Source organism: Pseudomonas sp. C5pp (assembly GCF_000814065.1).
In the GTDB taxonomy this organism is placed as follows: Bacteria; Pseudomonadota; Gammaproteobacteria; order Pseudomonadales; family Pseudomonadaceae; genus Aquipseudomonas; species Aquipseudomonas asiatica.
Genome location: NZ_JWLN01000022.1, coordinates 82,683 through 101,318, shown reverse-complemented (window position 1 = coordinate 101,318; position 18,636 = coordinate 82,683). Strand labels below are relative to the sequence as shown.

Here is an 18,636-nt window from a genome sequence, read left to right as displayed (position 1 = left end):
TTATGCGATTTCCTGTAGGAGCGGCCTTGTGCCGCGAATGGGGCGCGAAGCGGCCCCGCTCTTTTTTACAGAATCAGACCTTGCTCGAATGCCGCTGCTGGCGCTCCATGTAGCGTTCCACGTACGAGCAGGACGGAATCACCGTGTAGCCCATCTGCTCAGCATACTCCAGGGCCCGCTCGGTCAGGGCGGCAGCAATCCCGCGGCCGCGCAGGGCGTTGGGTACGAAGGTGCGATAGATGTCCAGCGTCTGTTTGCCCAGATCCATGTACGTCAGATAGGCACGATGACCGTCCACGCTGGTCTCGAACTGATGACCGGCCTGGTCATGATGGATGGTCAGCGCTTCGCTCATCACTACTCCTCGCAGGTCTTCTCGGCAGACCCATACCTTAACCGATGGTGGTTTATCCGGCACAGAATCCTCTACGCCACCTGTTGCCCACTTCGACCACTGGACGATTGCAATCGTTCGGATCTTCTGGCACTCACAAGATAGTAGGCGCCGCAGGCAGGATTGCTCAAGGTGGTGGCGGTTAAAAATGGCGAAAATGCAGCCAAATGCCATTCTTGACCGCACGCCCTGCAGCAACCGGATGTACTAGGGCTTAAGACGCTGGCAGACAGTTAGAGTCACCCTTAGTTCAACAAAAAAGTTCCTGTACTACAGTCGCTTGCGAGCCCTGCACGTTTTTTTCACGGAGCGTGCCGCAAATCTTGTCGAAAAGGCGTCAAGCAACATTTTTTTTGCAGTTCTTGCGCTTAGTCAGTTTACTTACTACAAGTAATGGGTACTATGTACGCCGGCCAGTTTCTCTTTTCCGAGAGATGGCTATTTAATAGAAAGTCCTTGAAGGGGAACACGATGAACAACGTTCTGAAATTCTCTGCTCTGGCTCTGGCCGCAGTTCTGGCTACCGGTTGCAGCAGCGTATCCAAAGAAACCGAAGCTCGTCTGACTGCGACTGAAGACGCAGCAGCTCGCGCTCAAGCTCGTGCTGACGAAGCCTACCGTAAGGCTGACGACGCACTGGCAGCCGCTCAGAAGGCTCAGCAGACCGCTGACGAAGCCAACGAGCGCGCTCTGCGTATGCTGGACAAAGCCAGCCGCAAGTAATAATCCTCACGGATTGTTATGAAGCCGACCCACTTGTGGGTCGGCTTTTTTATTGCCTACGCACAAGGCAAACGCGCCAGGCAGAAACGAAAAGGCCTGCACTAAGGCAGGCCCGGGTGTGTCGCAATTACCTTACTGCAGTTCGGGCGGAATGCTCGAAACCATCGGCGCACCACCCTGGTTTTCGGTCGGTACGGCAATTTCCACCGGCATGCCATCTTCCGCGGCCACCACATCACGCACCATGTCCCAGTTCATGCGTAGGTTATTGGCCAGGTCTTCTCGCTTGAGCAAGGCATTGATAACAGCAGTGTGTTTATCGACCACCGACGGATTACCCTGGTCGTCCAGCGGCGTGTGCGCCTCCAGATAGACCTTGCCACCACTGATACCGAACTTGTAGGGCTCGTTGATGATGCGCACCGGCGTACCCACCGGCACCATCTTCGACAGTTCCAGCACGTTGTTGTTGAGCATGCGGAAGCAACCGTGGCTGGTACGCATGCCAATGCCGAACTTCTTGTTCGAACCGTGGATCAGGTAGCCCGGCACGCCGAGGGTGAACTTGAACGGCCCCAGCGGGTTGTCCGGGCCGGCCGGCACCACGCTCGGCAGGATGTCGCCGTCAGCCGCGTGCTCGGCACGGATGGACGCTGGCGGGGTCCAGGTCGGGTTTGGCGTCTTGGCGGTGATCTTGGTATTGGCGATCGGCGAACCCCAGCCTTCACGACCGATGCCCAGCGGGAATGTATGCACCACGTTCTGCCCTTTCGGGAAGTAGTACATACGGTATTCGGCCAGGTTGATGACGATGCCCTCACGCGGGCCAGGCGGCAGGATGTAGCGGGTCGGCAGGATGATCTCGGTGCCGGCACCTGGCAGCCATGGGTCCACGCCCGGGTTGGCGGCGATCATTTCCAGGTAGCCGAGGTCGTTGGCAGTGCCGATATCGGCAAACGTGTCCTCGTACTTTGCCTTGATCACATGCACCTGGCCGATGATGTCTTCACCGGGTGGTGGCAGTGGCAGCTCCAGCGCAGCAGCGGGGCCTGCTACCAGCAGGGCGGCCAGGGACAGGCTACGGGTGACGGCAGGAAAGCGCGGCAACATCCGGTAAATCCTTCGAAAGGTGGGTCAAGAGAATCGATTGTACACCCGCGCCGATGCAAGCGGGAGGCATTGGCGCTATGCAAGCGTTTCAGATGATGAAAGGTGCGGCGTTCAGCCGCCCTGCAGCTCCGGCCACACCGGGCGCATACCGCGCCGCTGGGCATCGAGGATGGCGCGGCACAGGTCGCACAGACGGCCGTCGCGGTAGATCGAGCGCGGCACCCCCGACCAGCGCGGTTGCGCCGGCAGCAGGCCACCGCACAAGGTGCGGTCGGCCGGTACGCCCAGCTCCAGCTGGCGGGCCACGAGGTGGACGCGGATTTCCTGGCAGGCGAACAGGTCGAGCTGCTCATCAGGCTCGATCAGTTGGTAGGCATACAGGGACCAGGCAGGGCGCGGCATCGGTGGCACTCGAAACGGGGGGCGCAACATTAGCCGAAAGCAGGCGCCGTTTAAAGCGTCACAGCAAGGGTTTTATCGCCGGCCAGGCATTTTCCAGCAGGCGCTGCTGAGCAGCCTGGGCCGGGTGAATGCCATCCGCCTGCATCAACTCAGGCACGCCCCCTACCCCCTCGAGGAAAAACGGCACCAGCGGCACCTGTTTTTCTGTCGCCAGCTGTTCATACACCTGGGCGAAGGCGGTGGTGTAGCGCACGCCATAATTGGGTGGCAGGCGCATGCCCAGCAGCACCACCTTGGCACCGGCCTTGCGCGAGCTCTCGATCATCGAGGCAAGATTTTGTTGCAATTGCGCTGGCGACTGCCCACGCAGGCCATCGTTGCCACCCAGCTCCAGCACCACCAGGCTCGGTTTGTGCGCTGCAAGCAGCGCCGGCAGCCGCGCCTGGCCACCTGCACTGGTGTCGCCGCTGATCGATGCATTGACCACTTTGTCGTCGAAACCTTCGTCCCGCAGGCGGGTCTGCAACAGGGAGACCCAGCCCTGGCGGGTATCCAGGCCAAAACCGGCGCTGATACTATCGCCGACAACCAGCAGTGTTCCCGCCGCCGCGCTCTGGGCCAGGCAATACAGGGCCAGACCGGCACTCAACCACCACACTCGCATCGGATTCTCCATGGGCCCCAGCATTCTCGTTGCGCAGAACCTTAGCAAAGTGGTCCCCAGCGCGGAAGGTGACCTGACCATCCTGCACGCCCTGTCCCTCGACCTGGCCCAAGGCGACAGCCTGGCCATTGTCGGCGCCTCGGGTTCGGGCAAGTCGACCCTGCTTGGCCTGCTCGCCGGCCTCGACCAGCCCAGTGCCGGCAAGGTCATCCTTGCTGGCCACGACCTGGGGCCACTGGATGAAGACCAGCGCGCGCGGGTGCGCGCCGAACATGTGGGTTTCGTGTTCCAGTCGTTCCAGTTGCTCGACAGCCTCAATGCCCTGGAGAACGTCATGCTGCCGCTGGAGCTGGATGGCCGCCGCGATGCCCGCGAACACGCGCGCACCCTGCTCGAACGGGTCGGTCTGGGCAAGCGCCTTAGCCACACTCCGCGCCAGCTTTCGGGCGGCGAACAACAACGGGTGGCCATCGCCCGCGCCTTCGCCGCGCAACCGGCAGTGCTGTTTGCCGACGAACCCACCGGCAATCTCGACAGCCACACCGGCGAACGCATCAGCGACTTGCTGTTCGAACTGAACAAGGAGCGCGGCACCACCTTGGTGCTGGTTACCCATGACGAACGCCTGGCCCGGCGCTGCCGCCGCCAGATTCGCCTGGATGCGGGCCGCCTGGTGGCCCCGGCGGAGGCCTGATGACCCACATGCCGCTGTCCCGCCTGTGCGGCCTGGCCCTGCGCCAGCTGCTGCGCGACATTCGCGCAAGCGAAGTGCGCGTGCTGTTCTTCGCCCTGCTGGTGGCGGTCGCGGCCAGCACTGCCATCGGCTATTTCGGTGCCCGCCTCAACGGCGCCATGCAACTGCGCGCCAGCGAGTTCCTTGGTGCCGACCTGGTGCTGCAGGGCAGCGCCCCGGCCCGCGACCAGCAGATCGAGGCCGGCAAGGCACTGGGCATGCGCCACGCCCAGGTCGTCGAGTTCACCAGCGTGGTCGGCGGCGACAACGGCATCCAGCTGTCCAGCGTCAAGGCTGCCGACGGTGCCTACCCGTTGCGCGGGCAAGTGCGCAGTGCCGCAGAGCCCTATGCCGCAGAAACCCCGGGCGGCGGCCCGGCACCTGGCGAAGCATGGGTCGAACCACGCCTGTTGGCGGCATTGGGGCTGAAGGTTGGCGACAGCATCGACGTGGGCATGAAGACGCTGCGCATGAGCCGCGTACTGACCTACGAACCGGACCGCGCCAACAACTTCTACAGCCTTACCCCACGGGTAATGATGAACCTGGCCGACCTGCAAGCCACCGGCGTGATCCAGCCGGGCAGCCGGGTCACCTACCGCGACCTGTGGCGCGGCGATGCCGAAGCGCTGGCCCAGTACCGCGGGGCACTGAAAAAGGACCTGGCCGCCAACCAGCGCCTGCGCGACACCCGCGACGGCAACCAGCAGGTCGGCGGCGCGCTGGGCAAGGCCGAGCGCTACCTGAACATGGCCAGCCTGGTGGCGGTGCTGCTGGCAGGCGTTGCCGTGGCCCTGTCGGCCAGCCGCTATGCCGCACGCCGCCTGGACGCCAGCGCCCTGCTGCGCTGCCTGGGCCTTTCGCGCCGCCAGGCACTGGGCCTGTACTGCCTGCAGTTGGCCATGCTCGGCCTGGTCGCCGCGCTGGCCGGCGCCCTGCTCGGCTGGCTGGCACAACTGGGCCTGTTCCGCCTGCTGCATGGCCTGTTGCCAAGCGTGGTGCCTGCAGGCGGCATCGTCCCAGCCCTGGCCGGCATCGCTACCGGGCTGGTAGCCCTGGCCGGTTTCGCCCTGCCGCCAATTGCCGCGCTGGGCCAGGTACCGCCGCTTCGCGTGCTGCGCCGCGACCTGCTGCCGATACCGCCCAGCAGCTGGCTGGTGTACGGTGCGGCCCTGTTTGCACTGGGCCTGATCATGTGGCGCCTGAGCCTCGACCTGCTGCTCACCTTCGCCCTGCTCGGTGGCGGCCTGGTCGCCGCGCTGCTGCTCGGCGGCCTGCTGCTGCTCGGTTTGCGCAGCCTGCGCCAATTGCTGGCCGGGGCACCACTGACCTGGCGACTGGGGCTGGGCCAACTGCTGCGCCACCCCATGGCCGCTGCCGGCCAGGCCCTGGCCTTCGGCCTGATCCTGCTGGCCATGGCGCTGGTCGCGCTGCTGCGCGCAGAACTGCTCGACACCTGGCAAGCGCAGCTGCCCAAGGATGCACCCAACCATTTCGCCCTGAACATCCTGCCGGATGATCGTGAGCCCTTCGCCCAACACCTGCAGCAGGTCAATGCCACCTCGGCGCCGCTGTACCCGGTGACACCCGGCCGCCTGGTAAAAATCAACGAGCAACCGGTGCAGCAGGTGGTCAGCAAGGACTCGGCAGGTGAGCGCGCCGTTCAGCGCGACCTCAGCCTGACGTGGGCAGCCGAGCTGCCCGAAGGCAACGCACTGACAGGCGGCAACTGGTGGCAGGCGTTGCCCGCCGAAGATGAAATCCCCGGTGTGTCGGTGGAGGCAGAACTGGCCAACAGCCTGAAACTGCAACTGGGCGACCTGCTTACCTTCGACATCGGCGGCCAGCAACGCCAGGCACGGGTCAGCAGCCTGCGCAGCGTGCACTGGGACAGCTTCCAGCCGAACTTCTACATGATCTTCCAACCCGGCACGCTGCAGGGGCTCCCGACCACCTACCTGACCAGCTTCTATCTGGCACCGGGCCATGACCTGGATGTGGTGGCGCTGTCACGGGCATTCCCGGCAGTGACCATCCTGCAGGTAGACGCCCTGCTCGATCAGCTGCGCAGCATCCTCGCCCAGGTGACCCTGGCGGTCGAGTATGTGTTGCTGTTCGTGCTGGCAGCCGGGCTGGCGGTGCTGTTCGCTGGCTTGCAGGCAACGCTGGACGAGCGCATCCGCCAGGGCGCCTTGCTGCGTGCGCTGGGCGCGGCGCGGCCATTGCTGGTCAAGGCGCGGCGGATCGAGTTCGGCTTGCTGGGTGCGGCCAGCGGCTTGCTGGCGGCGGTAGGGTGTGAGCTGATTACCTTGGTGCTGTACCGCTATGCCTTCGACCTGCAATGGAGCCCGCATGTGTGGTTGCTGCTGTTGCCGCTGGCAGGGGCGCTGCTGGTGGGTGGTGCAGGGGTGCTGGGGACGCGGCGGGCATTGAATGCCAGCCCGTTGGCGGTTTTACGCGAGAGTTGATGACAGCCTGTGCCGGCCTCTTCGCGGGTAAACCCGCTCCCACAGGTCCGACACAACGGTCAAATGCTGTGGTAACCCTGTGGGAGCGGGCAAGCCCGCGAAGAGGCCGGCACAGTCAAAATCGACTCATTGCCCGTAGCTGATGCTGTTTACATACCAGGTCGCTTCACCGGTAGGTGTGTGCACCACCACCTCATCACCCTCCTCCTTCTTCAGCAAGGCACGAGCCATGGGCGAGTCGATCGAGATGTAGTCATTGCGCCCATAGATCTCGTCATACCCGACAATGCGAAACTTCATGGTCTCGCCCTCGTCGTTCTCAATCTCCACCCAGGCACCGAAAAACACCTTGCCCTCCTGCTGCGGCGAGTAGGCCACCACCTTCACATCCTCAAGACGCTTGCGCAGGTAACGCACCCGGCGGTCGATCTCGCGCAGCAGCTTCTTGTTGTACTGGTAGTCGGCATTCTCGCTGCGGTCGCCCAGCGAGGCCGCCCAGGTAACCTTCTGGGTAATCTCCGGGCGGTACACTCGCCACAGGTGGTCCAGTTCTTTCTTCAGCGCCTCATGGCCTTCCGTGGTGATGATATTGGTACTCAACAGCGCGCTCCTCAGCGGCGGGTAATCAGGCCTTGGCGCGCGATACGGGTGAGGTGGCCGATGATATCGGCGGCCTCGTCCGGCGCCGGGGCCTGGATCACGGCCAGGTCGAAACGGTCATTGCCATACTGCGCGAGGTGGCAGCCGGTATCGGCGAACTGGATCAGAAAGGCACGCGCCTGGCCCTTGCGCCTGGACAGGCCTTCAAGGTGACGCAAAAGAGTGGGTTGATGCTGGCCGCCGAGCAGGATGCGCGGTGTGCGGGACGCCTGGCTGGCAGGCAAGGGGCTCAAACAGACACTGGTACGTGGGCAACTCATGGAGCTTCTCTCCGCCTCGCGAATCCCGCTGGGCAGCGGTGGGAGGCGTCACCGAACCAGCGCTTTAGCGGTATTTCGGATGACCCGGAGAGGGGCTTTCCTGCGCCCCGCAAGTAGCTGTTTAAATCGGCGCAGACGGTATGCTAGAGCTACAAGCGGCAAGATACAAGCCTCAAGCCGAAAGTGATCGGCCTGAGGCTCGTATCTTGGCATTTGCGGTGTATCAGCGGGCGATCAGGCGGTCCAGCGAGAAGCGGCCAGCGCCTTCGATCAGTACCGCGACGGTACCAGCCAGCAGGGCCAGGCCGAACTCATAGCCGTTGTTGGACATGAACAGGCCGTTGCCGATGTGCACCGAGAGGATCGCCACCACCAGGGTTACCGCCAGCACCAGGGCCGCCGGGCGGGCCAGCAGGCCGATCACCAGCGCCAGGCCGCCGAAGAACTCGGCACTACCAGACAACAGGGCCATCAGGTAACCCGGGGCCAGGCCGATGCTCTCCATCCACTGGCCGGTGCCTTCCAGGCCATAGCCACCGAACATGCCGAACAGTTTCTGCGCACCATGGGCAATGAAGATGATGCCGACCAGAATACGGATGACGCTCAGGCCAGCGCCGGCGCGGGTGGAGAACAGAGCGTTGAGGGTAGCGTTGTTCATGTCGAAGACTCCTTGAAGCGAGGAAAGTTGTGTTGGGATGGGCGCCATCATAATCGATCTAGTAGATATGAGAATCGCAAAAAACCCAACATAACAATCGACAAAATCGATTTGTCAGCGCTTAGCTACACGCTCCAGCGCAGCACGTTCCCGATTGAACGCTACAAAGTACTTGTTGACGCTGTTGACGAAGTTGACTGGCCCCATGCCCACCTGCTCCATGGCGATGCGTTCGGTCTGGAAGAACCACTGGTCGCCATTCAGCCCGCGACGCCGCGCCTCCGCACGCATGGCCTGGACCCGCTCGGGCCCCAGGTTGTAGGCCGCCAGGACGAAGGCCATGCGCTCGCGCTCGTTGATCTTGGCGCTGGCAAAGAACTTGCGCCGGATCAGCGCCAGGTAGCGGGCACTGGCCTGGACATTGCCATCCACCGTGGCGGTGTTGCTCACACCCACGCGCTGCGCCGCCGAAGGGGTGATTTGCATCAGGCCATGGGCCCCTCCGGTGCCACGCGCTGCCGGGTTGAGCGTCGACTCCTTGAAGGCCAGCGCGGCCAGGTTGAGCCAGTCTATCTGCTGCGCATCACCGTGCTTCTGCAGCACCCCCCGCAGCGCGGTGAGGCGCTGGCGATTCTTGCGGGCCAAGGGGTCGTGCACCCGGTACTGGCGACGGTAGATGCGCTCGAACGCGGCGTCCTGGTTGTCCGGCGCCCGGTAGCCCTGCAGAAATCGATCGACCGTGGCCAGCAACTGCGGCGCATCGCGCCCCACATACCAACGCATGGCTTGCGGCGCCCCCAGTTTTACGCGGCTGTCCAGCCTCAGGCGCGGCATCACCCTGGCCCAGCGCCGGGCGATCGGCTGCTCGACCACGGTCAGGTGATAGATGCCGGCCTGGACCATTTCCAGCACATCTTCCACCGCCAGGGTCGAGTCGACCCACTCCACCTTGATCGGCGCGCGCTTGCGCAGCGCCAGCTGCTGGTTGACCTGCTGGATCAACGGGCCGGCGGCACTGGCGCTGGTCAGGGCCACGGTACGCCCGGACAACTGCTCGACATGGCTGAAACTGCGCTCGCCCTTGCGCCCCACCAGCAGCAGCGGTACCTGGTCGAGCACCGGCGCGCTGCTGCTGACCCCACGCACCACGGCGGGGTCGAGCAGTTCACCCGGCGCGGCCAGGTCACCCTCGCCACGGGCCAGGGCCCCCAGCAACTGCTCCTTGGCCCGCGGGATCAGCTTGAGCTGGATCTCCTGGCCGTCGGCGGCGCGGGCATTGAGGTAATGTTCCAGGGCACGCAGGCGATAGTATTCGATGCCGACCGGCTCGCCCTTGACCTCACCGGAGCTGTTGCGGCTCTGGTTGACCAGCACCCGCAGCACCTTGCTGGTGCGAATCTGTTGCAGGTCACGGACCTTGGCCGGCGCGATGTTCTGCTGCGGTCCCGGCACGCGCGCGTGAGCAGGCCCGGTCAAGGTCAGCCCAAGCGTCAGCAGGAAAATGAGCCGGCATCGCTGCATGCGAAAACGTGTCCGTGGTCGGTGGGCGGCATCCATGGAGTTGCACCGCCAAGAGAGAAATGACGGCAAAAGACCACAGCAACAGCATGAAGTTCTTGGTTTTTTTCAGAAAAACACGGTTTTTGCTATGCTGGCCGCCCCGCGGCACGAGATAGCACCATGCAACTGATCGATATCGGCGTCAACCTGACCAACAGCAGTTTCCACGACCAGCAGGCGGCAATCGTCGAGCGCGCCCTTGAGGCCGGGGTCACGCAAATGGTGCTGACGGGCACCAGCCTGGCGGTCAGCGAACAGGCGCTGGAGCTGTGCCAGCAACTGGATGCGAGCGGCGCGCACCTGTTCGCCACGGCAGGCGTACACCCTCATGATGCCAAAACCTGGGATGCCGGCAGCGAGCGCCAGTTGCGCCAGCTGTTGAGTGAACCACGTGTACGCGCCGTGGGTGAATGCGGCCTGGACTTCAACCGGGACTTCTCCCCTCGCCCGCTGCAGGAAAAAGCCCTGGAGGCACAACTGGCACTGGCTGCCGAGCTGCGTCTGCCGGTGTTCCTGCACGAACGCGACGCCAGCGAACGCCTGCTGGCGATCCTCAAGGATTACCGCGACCATCTGACCGGCGCAGTGGTGCACTGCTTTACCGGCGAGCGCGACGCGCTGTTCGCCTACCTGGACATGGACCTGCACATCGGTATTACCGGCTGGATCTGCGACGAACGCCGTGGCACCCACCTGCATCCGCTGGTGGGCAACATTGCCGAGGGGCGGCTGATGCTGGAGAGCGATGCGCCTTACCTGCTACCACGCAGCCTGCGGCCCAAGCCGAAGAACGGGCGCAACGAACCAGCGTTCCTGCCAGAGGTGTTGCGTGAAGTGGCCTTGCACCGGGGTGAGTCGACCGAACACACGGCGGCACATACCACGGCAACGGCGCGGGCGTTTTTCCAACTCCCCTGAACCCGACGCGTTCTCCTGTAGGAGCGGCCTTGTGTCGCGAAAGGGCCGCAACGCGGCCCCGGCAATCTATCCGCTGAAGCTGAAAACCTGGGGGCGCTTCGCACCCCTATCGCGACACAAGGCCGCTCCTACAAAAGCGCGGCAGAACTTGCGGCGGAATTTTCTTGATACACATCAAGAAAGGCCCTGGGTTGTGCAGGCACAATGATGGCACCTTGCCAATATTGTTCCCGCTCAACTCAGAGAAGACCTGCCCATGGGTGCCTGGCTTAGCAATGTTTCCCTGAAGTACAAGTTCTGGGCCGTCAACGCGGTGGCCTTTGTCACGACCTTGCTGCTGGTGCTCTATGCCGTGCACCTGGAGCAGCGCGCCCGCGCCGAGGCCGCGCAGGCCCAGGCGGCCGCGCAGGCGCAACTGCTTGCTGCCTGGCCGGCCGGCCAGCCGCTGCCCCGCCCGGCCAATGTCATCAGCTGGTCGCCCGGGCAAACGCCCACCTTCGCAGGCGAACCCCTGGAGGCCCTGCGCAATGCCCAAGGCTGGGTCGAACTGCCTGCCGCCCGGCTCTTGGGCAATAACCCGCTACAGGGCGCACAGGTACTGCGCAACGGTGATCAGCAAATGGCCGTGCTGGCCCAGTCGCCAAGCCTGCGCCAGGTGTTCTTCGACCGATTCAGCAACTACGCGGTATGCGTACTGATCCTGATGCTGGCCATGCTCGGCGCCTCGCAGTTGCTGATCCGCTTCCTGCTCAGCCAGCTCAACACCCTCAAGGATGTGATGCTGCACGTGGAAAAGACCGGCGACCTGTCGGCCCGCGTGCCGTTGGCCTGTGGTGACGAGGTCGGCCAGATGGCCGGGGCCTTCAATGCCATGCAGGCGACCTACCACCGCGTGGTCAGTACTGTCGCCCACACCGCTGCGCAACTGGACTCCGGTGCCGCGCGCCTGGCCGCGAGCATGAGCGACGTGCGCCACGGCATGCTTGGCCAGCAGAGCGAGACCGACCAGGCCGCTACCGCCATCAACGAAATGTCAGCAACGGTGCACCACATCGCCCAGCATGCCGGCGCCACCCGTGACCTGTCACAAACAGCCGACGCCCTGGCCGGTAGCGGCCAGGAGGTGGTCAGCCGGGTACAGGACTCGATCTCCGGGCTGTCCAGCGGCGTGCAGCAAACTGCCGAGATGATTCGTCAACTGGCCGAAGACAGTCAGAAGATCAATGGCGTGGTCAGTGTGATCCACAGCATCGCCGAGCAGACCAACCTGCTGGCGCTCAATGCCGCCATCGAAGCTGCGCGCGCCGGCGACCTGGGCCGCGGCTTTGCCGTAGTGGCCGATGAAGTGCGCAACCTGGCCAAGCGCGTGCAAAACTCCACCGACGAGATCACCACCATGGTTTCGGCCCTGCAGTCGGGCACCCGGGATGCAGTGGAATTCATGCAGGAAAGCTCGTACAAGGCCGACGACTGCGTCCGCCAGGCCCAGGAGGCCGGCGAAGCACTGGCCGAAATTACCGGTGCCGTGGCGCAGATGCGCGAAAGCAACACCCAGATTGCCGTGGCAGCCGAGCAGCAAAGCCAGGTGGCCGAGGAAATGAACCGCGCCGTGGTGAGTATCCGCGATGTCACCGAACAGACCGTGCAACAGACCGTGGGCTCGGCAACCACCAGCAGCGAACTGGCAACCTTGGCCGGTGAACTGAACAAGGCCATTGGCCAGCTCAAGCTATAGTCACCATAGCCAGCCTCGATTGGCCCCCGCCTGGGGGGCGCACTAAGCTTTGGGCATGACCGAGAGGAAATGCCCATGAGCAAACGCCTGCCCAACCTGCCCGCCTGGCAATGGCGCGGCTACCACCACAATCACCGCCACCCGGCCAACCTGGTGCTGCACCTGATCGCCGTGCCTTTGTTCATCCTTGGCACGTTGCTGATTCTGTCCGGCCTGTTCGGCCTGGACCTGGGCCAGATTGCCGTTGGCATCATTGCCCTGATCGCCGGCCTGGGCCTGCAGCGCCAGGGCCATCGACTGGAAGCCGAGCAACCCGAACCCTTCGCCAACCGCAAGGATGCCGTGCAACGCCTGCTGACCGAGCAGTTCATCACCTTTCCGCGCTTCTTGCTGAGCGGGGCCTGGTGGAAGGCCTGGCGGGAACGACACAAGCATCGGCGCTGATGCCATTGGGGCTGCTCTGCAACCCAATCGCGACGCAAGGCCGCTCCCACAAGAACCGCATATGTCCTGAAATTTACGCGATCCTGTGGGAGCGGCCCTGTGTCGCGATCGGAGCGCAACGCGCTCCCAGGCTCGGTCAGGCAAACACGGTAACCGTCTGCCGGCTCAGGGCCAGCAACTCGCCCTGCGCCGTCCTCAACGCAGCGGCAGCGTGCCCGTAACCATCCCGCGCATGCTCGGTTTCCACGCAATAACGGCACCAGTCCAGGGTCGACAGCTGCGCCGTGGGCTGCATGAATTCGATGGTCCAGGTCAACGTGCTGCCGGCAGCCGGCTGCTTGAGAAACGGCATCAGGCTCGGCGGCCAGGCATCGACCAACGCCAGCAGGTGCGCCTCGTTGACCGGTTCTTCGGCCACCCCGCGCAAACGTACCCAGCCGCCCATTTGCCGCGACTGATTGCCACTGAACGGCAATCCACCCACCGCCCAGCGCAAGGCCACATGCTGCATGAACTCAGGAGTAACGCCTTTGATATGGGGTAGCTCGGGAGCTGCATCGTCGAGCGCTTTCATTTCCTCGGCCGGCAAAGCTGGCACATCGACCACCGACGGCCGCCCTGCACCGAAATTGCCCTGCACCAGCGTCACTACCTGGCCGTCTTGAACGGCACGGCCCAGCAAGGTGCTGACAGCCTTGCCTTCACGCAGCACCTCTACATCGAAGCGGATTGGCACATCTGCCGCGGCTGGCGCCACAAAGCTGATGGCCAACGAACGCACGGGGCGGTCATCGGAGATTTTCTGGCGCATGGCTTCATACACCATGGCCGCCATCAGCCCGCCAAAGGCGGCGCGCCCCTGGGCCCAGCTTGGCGGGACAGATACAGCTTCGGGGTTGGCCCGCACGGCGTCGAGCAGTTGGTTGAAATTCATTGGCCGGCTCCTGCCTGCTGCGAATAAGGTCTGCCCATCCTAGCCAGCAAACCCATGCCGATCACCCCGCATTTCGGTCATTTTTCGGGCTTTCGCCGCGCCAACGCCTGCTGCAGTGCATCCAGCGTCGCATCCGAATGGCGCTCGGCCTCATGCAATTCCTGCTCCCAGGCGACCCTGCACGGCGCCAGGTCGGCATGCTCGCGCGCCTGCAGCAGCCATTGCAGGCGATCATGCCAGTCACCCAGGTCGCCCTGGGCCTGCTTCAGCAAGCGCCGCAACTGCTTGCCCGCATGGTCGAGCTGCGGATAGGCCTCATCGCCATAGCGCGCACGCTTGATCAGCAAACGCAGGCGGTGGCGGTCGTGGGCCGGGTCCTGCAGCGCCTGGTACAACTTGCGCCACTGCTTGCCCAGGCGTTTGTCGATGCGCTTTTCCAGCGCCTTGACCAGGCCCTCGCGACCGGCTGCACGCATGAACAGCGGAAACGCGTCGACAATCGCCAGCACCCGCGTCAGCTCGGGGCTGGCGGCAACACTGGCGAATGTCCTGGCACGCCCTTCCAGGCGCCGCTGCCCGGCCTCGGCAAAACCATGCCCGATCAGTTCGGCCGCCAGCACCTCACGGTCGCGCAACGGCGTGGTGAGGGCACCCAACGACCTGGCGGCCTCCTCCAGCTGCTCCACCCCCGGCAGCCCTCGCAGCGGCCGCAGCAGGCTGCGCAGGCGCCGCAGGGTGGTGCGCAGGTCATGCAAGGCCTCGCTGTCGGTATCGGCAGCCAGGCGCTCGCGGCAGGCCAGCAGGCGCACCTGCAAGGCCACTATCTGGGCAACCACATGATCGAGCATGGCAGACATTGAAAGACGCTCCTTGGTCAGCGCCCGGCGCGAGACTCACGAATGTAGAAACGGGCCTTTTCGGCTTTTCTGGTACAGCTTTCATAACCTTCGAACTGCTGTTGGGTCTTGGCACCGGTCAGCAGCGACAAGGCCTTGGAGTAGCTCACGGCACCGGCAAAGCCTTCGGCCTTGGCCAGGTCCAGCTCCTTCCAGGCGGCATCCAGTTGGGTTGCGCAACTCTCGCGGTAGGCCGTCTTGCCCGCGCAGCCAGCAAGGGCCAAGGCAATCAGTGGAAGGCAGATCCAGGCTTTCATCGGTAATACCTCAATGGAAAAAACATCGGCTGTTCGACGCCCCGGCAGCTGAAAAGTGCCCTGCCCAGCCAGCTTGGCCCAGCCAGTTTTATTACAGTAGCTCAGCACGATGCACATTGAAGCACAGGTGGCGATGGGTGCATTGTAGGACCATGGTTGCACTGGCCGGGGAATGTTCATGAGCAAACGCGTGGCACTGGTACTGGGATCGGGTGGAGCCCGGGGGTATGCACACATCGGCGTGATCGAGGAAATCGAGCGCCGCGGCTACGACATTGCCTGTATCGCCGGCTGCTCGATGGGTGCGGTGATCGGCGGCATCTATGCCGCCGGCAAGCTGGAAGACTACCGCAACTGGATCGAGAGCCTCGACTACCTGGATGTGTTGCGCCTGGTCGATGTCAGCTTTCGCCTAGGCGCAATTCGCGGCGACAAGGTGTTCGGGCAAATCCGCAAGATCGTCGGCGAGATCAACATCGAGCAATTGCGCATCCCCTACACCGCGGTTGCAGCCGACCTCACCAACCAGCAGGAAATCTGGTTCCAGGAGGGCTGCCTGCACCAGGCCATGCGCGCCTCGGCAGCCATCCCCAGCCTGTTCACCCCGGTGATGCAAGGCAACCGCATGCTGGTCGACGGCGGCATCCTCAACCCGCTGCCGATCGTGCCGGTGGTGTCCAGCCACTGCGACCTGATCATCGCGGTCAACCTCAATGCCACCAACCAGAAGCAGTACCAGCTACCGGTGATCGAACGCCCGGCGGCGTTCAAGATGCGTTTCGATGCGCTACTCAGTTCGCTAGGTTCGCGCTTGCCGTTCCGGCGCAAGCCGGCGGAGGAGCTGATACGTATCGAGCAGGAAATCGTCGCCGAAGGGCTGGCGCCGCCTAACCCGTGGCTGGCCGATGCCGCCAACCCGGAAGGCCAGCAACCGGCGGCGGCACCGGAGCGCGAGGGTGCGCCAAAGTCTGCGACCGGCTCGTTCATCATCGACAACGTGGGGCCCGCTTCGCTGCTGGACTTGATCAACCAGAGCTTCGAGGTCATGCAGACCTCGTTGGCACAGTACAAGATCGCAGGCTATCCACCGGATGTGCTGATCAACGTGCCCAAACGAGTGTGCCGGTTTTTCGAGTTCTACAAGGCGCCGGAGCTGATTGCCCTGGGGCGGGAGATTGCGCGGGATACGCTGGATATCCATGAAGGGGTGAAACGCTAGGCCCTGCGCTGCTGGTGCCGGCCTCTTCGCGGGTAAACCCGCTCCCACAGGTTCACCACTGTACTTGAAACCTGTGTTGTACCTGTGGGAGCGGGTTTACCCGCGAAGAGGCCGGCACAGAGAACAGAAACGAAACAGGCCGCACTGGGCGGCCTGTTCGTTCATGCATCCATCACCTTAGTAACGGGTGATGTCCGCCTTGGCTTCCAGCTGCTTGCGGTATGCCGCGAAGTCCTGCTGGCCAGCACGCGACGCGAGGTAGCGGCGGATCTGCTGCTTCTCTTCATCGGTGGCAGCAGCGCCTTCGTTGACACCCTTGAGCTGCAGTACCACCAGGCTACCGTCACGCAGCACGACGCTGCCATAAACCGGCTTGTCCTTGGCCTGTGGCTTGCCCAGGCGGAACAGCGCCTGCAGCTCGGCCGGGTCGATACCGTCCTCGCCGCGGGTAACTGCTTCATAGGCCTTCCAGCCCTGCCCTTCGTGCACACTGCCCGCTGCGATGGAACCGTCACGCAGGCCTGCAATCAGCTTGTCCGCCTTGGCCTTGAGCTCGGCAGTTGCCTTCTCCTTGGCCAGGTGCTCGCTGATGTTCTTGGCCACGGCTTCCAGCGGCAGCTGCTCAGGCTTGCGGTGCTCCTTGACGCGCAGCACCACGGTGGTTTCCGGGTCGAGCTCGATGGCGGTGCTGTTGGCACCCTCCTCCAGCACTTCTTCGGAGAATGCGGCCTGCACGACCGAACGGTTGGCAGTGATGCCTTCGCCACCCTCGCGGCCGAAGGCTGCGGAGGTTTGCACCTTCAGGTTCAGGTCCTGGGCCGGCTGGGCCAGGTCCGAAGCCTCGTAGGCAGCATCCTGCAGCTGCTTGCTGGCATCTACGTAACGCTGCTCGACCAGCGGGATCTTCAGGTCACGGGTCAGCTTGTCCTTCAGGCTGGCGAAGCTCGGCACTTCCGGCGCCTGCACGCCCAGCAGCTTGATAAGGTGGTAGCCGAACTCGGTGCGAACCGGCGCCGAGACCTGGCCGTCCTGCAGCTTGTACAGCGCATCCTCGAACGCCGGGTCGTAAACGCCCGGGCCGGCGAAGCCAAGGTCACCGCCGCTATTGGCCGAACCCGGGTCCTGGGAGAACTCCTTGGCCAGCGCGGCAAAGTCTTCGCCCTTGGCCAGACGCTGCTCGATCTCTTCGGCGCGGGCCTTGGCCTGGGCGTCGGTGACCTTATCGTTCACCTCGATGAGGATGTGCGCGGCATGGCGCTGCTCGGCGAGGTTGGCGATTTCCTTCTCATACTGGGCCTTGAGCTCTTCGTCGGTCACCTTGACCTGATCGAAGAACGCCGACTTCTTCAGCTCGATGTAGTCGATCACCACCTGGTCTGGCGACATGAACTCCTTGGCGTGCTGGTCGTAGTGCGCCTTGACCTCTTCATCGCTGACCTTGACCGCGGCCGGGTCGGCCTTGAAGGTCAGGGAAGCGAAGTCACGGGTCTGCTTCTCGAGGCGGGCAAAGGCATCGACCTGCTGGTCGGTCACGAAGCTGCTGCCGGCCAGGCCGGTGCGCAGTTGGCCGATGAGCATTTCCTCGGCGAGCATGTCGCGGAACTGCATGCGGCCATAGCCCATCTGGCGAATGACCTGGTCGAAACGGTCGGCACTGAATTTGCCGTCCACCTGAAACTCCGGCGTCTGCAGGATCACCTGATCCAGTGCGGCCTCGGAGAAGGCGAATTTGGCATCTTCGGCGCCTTGCAGCAGCAGCTTGCGGCTGATCAGGCCCTTAAGTGCCTCTTCGCGCAGCAATTTGTCGTCCAGCAGCGCCGGGTCGAAATCCTTGCCCAATTGTTGCATCAGCTGACGGCGCTGCATGTCGGCCGCCTGGCTCAGCTCGTTCTGGCTGATGGTCTGGCCGTTCACCTTGGCGGCGTCCTGGCTATGGGTGGCGGCCTGGAAAATGGCTTCGAAGCCGGTCAACGCCATCAACACGACTATAAGGCCGATGATGGTCTTGGCAATCCAACCTTGTGAATTGTCCCTGATATTTTGCAGCATGCGTCCCCCAGAAACGGCTGTACCACTGCGTCGACAACCGCGGAGCGTGGGTAGAAACCTGATAAAAGAAAGGCGCATCCGAGGATGCGCCTTTTCTTAGCAAACGTGTCAGGCGGGAACGTTTGCGCCCCGCCATCACCGTGCTCGGACCAGGCCAGGCCGGGTCCGGCTGAAAGAGACGACTTAGTTGACGGCGTCTTTCAGGCCTTTGCCAGCCTTGAAGCCTGGAACCTTGGCGGCAGCGATCTTGATCGCGTTACCGGTTTGCGGGTTGCGGCCGGTGCGCTCTGCACGCTCCTTGACCGAGAAGGTACCGAAGCCAACCAGTACCACATCGTCACCTTGCTTCAGGGCGCCGGTGACGGATTCGATGACTGCGTCCAGCGCACGGCCGGCTACAGCTTTCGGGATGTCAGCAGATGCGGCGATAGCGTCAATCAGTTCCGACTTGTTCACTCTAAGTCCCCTTATTTCTCTATTGAGTTTGTTTCTAAGTATGTAATGAAAAGCTTATGAAACGTGCGCTGGGTGGCCTGATGACAATAGCGT

20 protein-coding genes are annotated in these 18,636 nt (G+C 63.5%); 7 read left to right on the top strand and 13 right to left on the bottom strand.

The window, feature by feature from the left end; genetic code table 11:
* Positions 1-73: 73 nt before the first annotated feature.
* Positions 74-355 (bottom strand): GNAT family N-acetyltransferase, encoded by a 282-nt coding sequence (locus RR51_RS18405; protein ID WP_003259781.1) that lies wholly within the window; start codon positions 353-355, stop codon positions 74-76.
* A gap of 510 nt (positions 356-865) precedes the next feature.
* On the opposite strand from RR51_RS18405, the gene oprI reads away from it, so the two are divergent.
* Positions 866-1,117, top strand: coding sequence for an outer membrane lipoprotei OprI (gene oprI / locus RR51_RS18400; RefSeq protein WP_003259780.1), 252 nt, complete (start codon positions 866-868; stop codon positions 1,115-1,117).
* A 132-nt stretch (positions 1,118-1,249) separates the two neighbouring features.
* On the opposite strand, the gene RR51_RS18395 is transcribed toward oprI, so the two are convergent.
* From RR51_RS18395 to RR51_RS18385, 3 genes are all read right to left on the bottom strand, one after another.
* A complete protein-coding gene (locus RR51_RS18395) occupies positions 1,250-2,227 on the bottom strand; it encodes a L,D-transpeptidase family protein (RefSeq protein ID WP_003259779.1) in 978 nt (325 codons plus the stop codon).
* Positions 2,228-2,338: 111 nt separating this feature from the next.
* Positions 2,339-2,629, bottom strand: coding sequence for a hypothetical protein (locus tag RR51_RS18390; protein WP_013971899.1), 291 nt, complete (start codon positions 2,627-2,629; stop codon positions 2,339-2,341).
* 58 nt (positions 2,630-2,687) lie between these two features.
* Positions 2,688-3,293, bottom strand: coding sequence for an arylesterase (locus tag RR51_RS18385; protein ID WP_039614335.1), 606 nt, complete (start codon positions 3,291-3,293; stop codon positions 2,688-2,690).
* A 10-nt stretch (positions 3,294-3,303) separates the two neighbouring features.
* Here RR51_RS18385 and RR51_RS18380 point away from each other — a divergent pair, with 10 nt between their 5' ends.
* Positions 3,304-3,987, top strand: coding sequence for an ABC transporter ATP-binding protein (locus RR51_RS18380; RefSeq protein WP_003259775.1), 684 nt, complete (start codon positions 3,304-3,306; stop codon positions 3,985-3,987).
* Positions 3,987-6,494 (top strand): ABC transporter permease, encoded by a 2,508-nt coding sequence (locus tag RR51_RS18375; RefSeq protein ID WP_039614334.1) that lies wholly within the window; start codon positions 3,987-3,989, stop codon positions 6,492-6,494. The genes RR51_RS18380 and RR51_RS18375 overlap by 1 nt, the downstream gene beginning before the upstream one ends.
* 126 nt (positions 6,495-6,620) lie before the next feature.
* Here the strand turns inward: RR51_RS18375 and greB are convergent, their stop codons facing one another.
* The 4 genes from greB to RR51_RS18355 form a co-directional block, all read right to left on the bottom strand.
* The gene (gene greB, locus RR51_RS18370; protein WP_013971895.1) at positions 6,621-7,094 is read right to left on the bottom strand and encodes a transcription elongation factor GreB; all 474 of its coding nucleotides are present in this window, start codon (positions 7,092-7,094) and stop codon (positions 6,621-6,623) included.
* 11 nt (positions 7,095-7,105) lie between these two features.
* On the bottom strand, positions 7,106-7,414 hold the full coding sequence (locus RR51_RS18365) for a hypothetical protein (protein WP_023661930.1): 309 nt from the start codon (positions 7,412-7,414) through the stop codon (positions 7,106-7,108).
* Positions 7,415-7,637: 223 nt separating this feature from the next.
* Positions 7,638-8,075 (bottom strand): DoxX family protein, encoded by a 438-nt coding sequence (locus RR51_RS18360; protein ID WP_015269705.1) that lies wholly within the window; start codon positions 8,073-8,075, stop codon positions 7,638-7,640.
* A gap of 114 nt (positions 8,076-8,189) precedes the next feature.
* Entirely contained in the window at positions 8,190-9,596 is a 1,407-nt protein-coding gene (locus tag RR51_RS18355) for a transglycosylase SLT domain-containing protein (RefSeq protein ID WP_039614333.1), read from the bottom strand.
* A 159-nt stretch (positions 9,597-9,755) separates the two neighbouring features.
* Here RR51_RS18355 and RR51_RS18350 point away from each other — a divergent pair, with 159 nt between their 5' ends.
* The 3 genes from RR51_RS18350 to RR51_RS18340 all read left to right on the top strand — a co-directional run bounded on the left by RR51_RS18350 (position 9,756) and on the right by RR51_RS18340 (position 12,732).
* The gene (locus RR51_RS18350) at positions 9,756-10,553 is read left to right on the top strand and encodes a TatD family hydrolase (protein ID WP_015269703.1); all 798 of its coding nucleotides are present in this window, start codon (positions 9,756-9,758) and stop codon (positions 10,551-10,553) included.
* Between the two features lie 256 nt (positions 10,554-10,809).
* Entirely contained in the window at positions 10,810-12,288 is a 1,479-nt protein-coding gene (locus RR51_RS18345; protein ID WP_013971890.1) for a methyl-accepting chemotaxis protein, read from the top strand.
* Between the two features lie 75 nt (positions 12,289-12,363).
* A complete protein-coding gene (locus tag RR51_RS18340) occupies positions 12,364-12,732 on the top strand; it encodes an Mpo1-like protein (protein ID WP_039614332.1) in 369 nt (122 codons plus the stop codon).
* A gap of 136 nt (positions 12,733-12,868) precedes the next feature.
* Here RR51_RS18340 and RR51_RS18335 read toward each other — a convergent pair whose 3' ends face one another.
* The 3 genes from RR51_RS18335 to RR51_RS18325 all read right to left on the bottom strand — a co-directional run bounded on the left by RR51_RS18335 (position 12,869) and on the right by RR51_RS18325 (position 14,819).
* Entirely contained in the window at positions 12,869-13,666 is a 798-nt protein-coding gene (locus tag RR51_RS18335) for an acyl-CoA thioesterase (RefSeq protein WP_039614331.1), read from the bottom strand.
* A 77-nt stretch (positions 13,667-13,743) separates the two neighbouring features.
* Positions 13,744-14,523, bottom strand: a complete 780-nt coding sequence (locus RR51_RS18330; protein WP_013971887.1) for a CHAD domain-containing protein — start codon at positions 14,521-14,523, stop codon at positions 13,744-13,746.
* A 17-nt stretch (positions 14,524-14,540) separates the two neighbouring features.
* Entirely contained in the window at positions 14,541-14,819 is a 279-nt protein-coding gene (locus RR51_RS18325) for a hypothetical protein (protein WP_003259403.1), read from the bottom strand.
* 178 nt (positions 14,820-14,997) lie between these two features.
* On the opposite strand from RR51_RS18325, the gene RR51_RS18320 reads away from it, so the two are divergent.
* Positions 14,998-16,038, top strand: a complete 1,041-nt coding sequence (locus tag RR51_RS18320; protein WP_024086621.1) for a patatin-like phospholipase family protein — start codon at positions 14,998-15,000, stop codon at positions 16,036-16,038.
* A gap of 177 nt (positions 16,039-16,215) precedes the next feature.
* Here RR51_RS18320 and RR51_RS18315 read toward each other — a convergent pair whose 3' ends face one another.
* On the bottom strand, positions 16,216-18,087 hold the full coding sequence (locus RR51_RS18315) for a SurA N-terminal domain-containing protein (protein WP_013971884.1): 1,872 nt from the start codon (positions 18,085-18,087) through the stop codon (positions 16,216-16,218).
* A gap of 183 nt (positions 18,088-18,270) precedes the next feature.
* Positions 18,271-18,543: an HU family DNA-binding protein gene (locus RR51_RS18310; RefSeq protein WP_003259401.1), complete on the bottom strand. Its 273-nt coding sequence runs from the start codon at positions 18,541-18,543 to the stop codon at positions 18,271-18,273.
* Between the last annotated feature and the right edge of the window lie 93 nt (positions 18,544-18,636).

Excerpts from the sequence above, each read along its gene's own strand:
- RR51_RS18405 (WP_003259781.1), bottom strand. The coding sequence starts at position 355 with ATGAGCGAAGCGCTGACCATCCATCATGACCAGGCCGGTCATCAGTTC.
- oprI (WP_003259780.1), top strand. The coding sequence starts at position 866 with ATGAACAACGTTCTGAAATTCTCTGCTCTGGCTCTGGCCGCAGTTCTG.
- RR51_RS18395 (WP_003259779.1), bottom strand. The coding sequence starts at position 2,227 with ATGTTGCCGCGCTTTCCTGCCGTCACCCGTAGCCTGTCCCTGGCCGCC.
- RR51_RS18390 (WP_013971899.1), bottom strand. The coding sequence starts at position 2,629 with ATGCCGCGCCCTGCCTGGTCCCTGTATGCCTACCAACTGATCGAGCCT.
- RR51_RS18385 (WP_039614335.1), bottom strand. The coding sequence starts at position 3,293 with ATGCGAGTGTGGTGGTTGAGTGCCGGTCTGGCCCTGTATTGCCTGGCC.
- RR51_RS18380 (WP_003259775.1), top strand. The coding sequence starts at position 3,304 with ATGGGCCCCAGCATTCTCGTTGCGCAGAACCTTAGCAAAGTGGTCCCC.
- RR51_RS18375 (WP_039614334.1), top strand. The coding sequence starts at position 3,987 with ATGACCCACATGCCGCTGTCCCGCCTGTGCGGCCTGGCCCTGCGCCAG.
- RR51_RS18365 (WP_023661930.1), bottom strand. The coding sequence starts at position 7,414 with ATGAGTTGCCCACGTACCAGTGTCTGTTTGAGCCCCTTGCCTGCCAGC.
- RR51_RS18360 (WP_015269705.1), bottom strand. The coding sequence starts at position 8,075 with ATGAACAACGCTACCCTCAACGCTCTGTTCTCCACCCGCGCCGGCGCT.
- RR51_RS18355 (WP_039614333.1), bottom strand. The coding sequence starts at position 9,596 with ATGCAGCGATGCCGGCTCATTTTCCTGCTGACGCTTGGGCTGACCTTG.
- RR51_RS18350 (WP_015269703.1), top strand. The coding sequence starts at position 9,756 with ATGCAACTGATCGATATCGGCGTCAACCTGACCAACAGCAGTTTCCAC.
- RR51_RS18345 (WP_013971890.1), top strand. The coding sequence starts at position 10,810 with ATGGGTGCCTGGCTTAGCAATGTTTCCCTGAAGTACAAGTTCTGGGCC.
- RR51_RS18340 (WP_039614332.1), top strand. The coding sequence starts at position 12,364 with ATGAGCAAACGCCTGCCCAACCTGCCCGCCTGGCAATGGCGCGGCTAC.
- RR51_RS18335 (WP_039614331.1), bottom strand. The coding sequence starts at position 13,666 with ATGAATTTCAACCAACTGCTCGACGCCGTGCGGGCCAACCCCGAAGCT.
- RR51_RS18330 (WP_013971887.1), bottom strand. The coding sequence starts at position 14,523 with ATGTCTGCCATGCTCGATCATGTGGTTGCCCAGATAGTGGCCTTGCAG.
- RR51_RS18325 (WP_003259403.1), bottom strand. The coding sequence starts at position 14,819 with ATGAAAGCCTGGATCTGCCTTCCACTGATTGCCTTGGCCCTTGCTGGC.
- RR51_RS18320 (WP_024086621.1), top strand. The coding sequence starts at position 14,998 with ATGAGCAAACGCGTGGCACTGGTACTGGGATCGGGTGGAGCCCGGGGG.
- RR51_RS18315 (WP_013971884.1), bottom strand. The coding sequence starts at position 18,087 with ATGCTGCAAAATATCAGGGACAATTCACAAGGTTGGATTGCCAAGACC.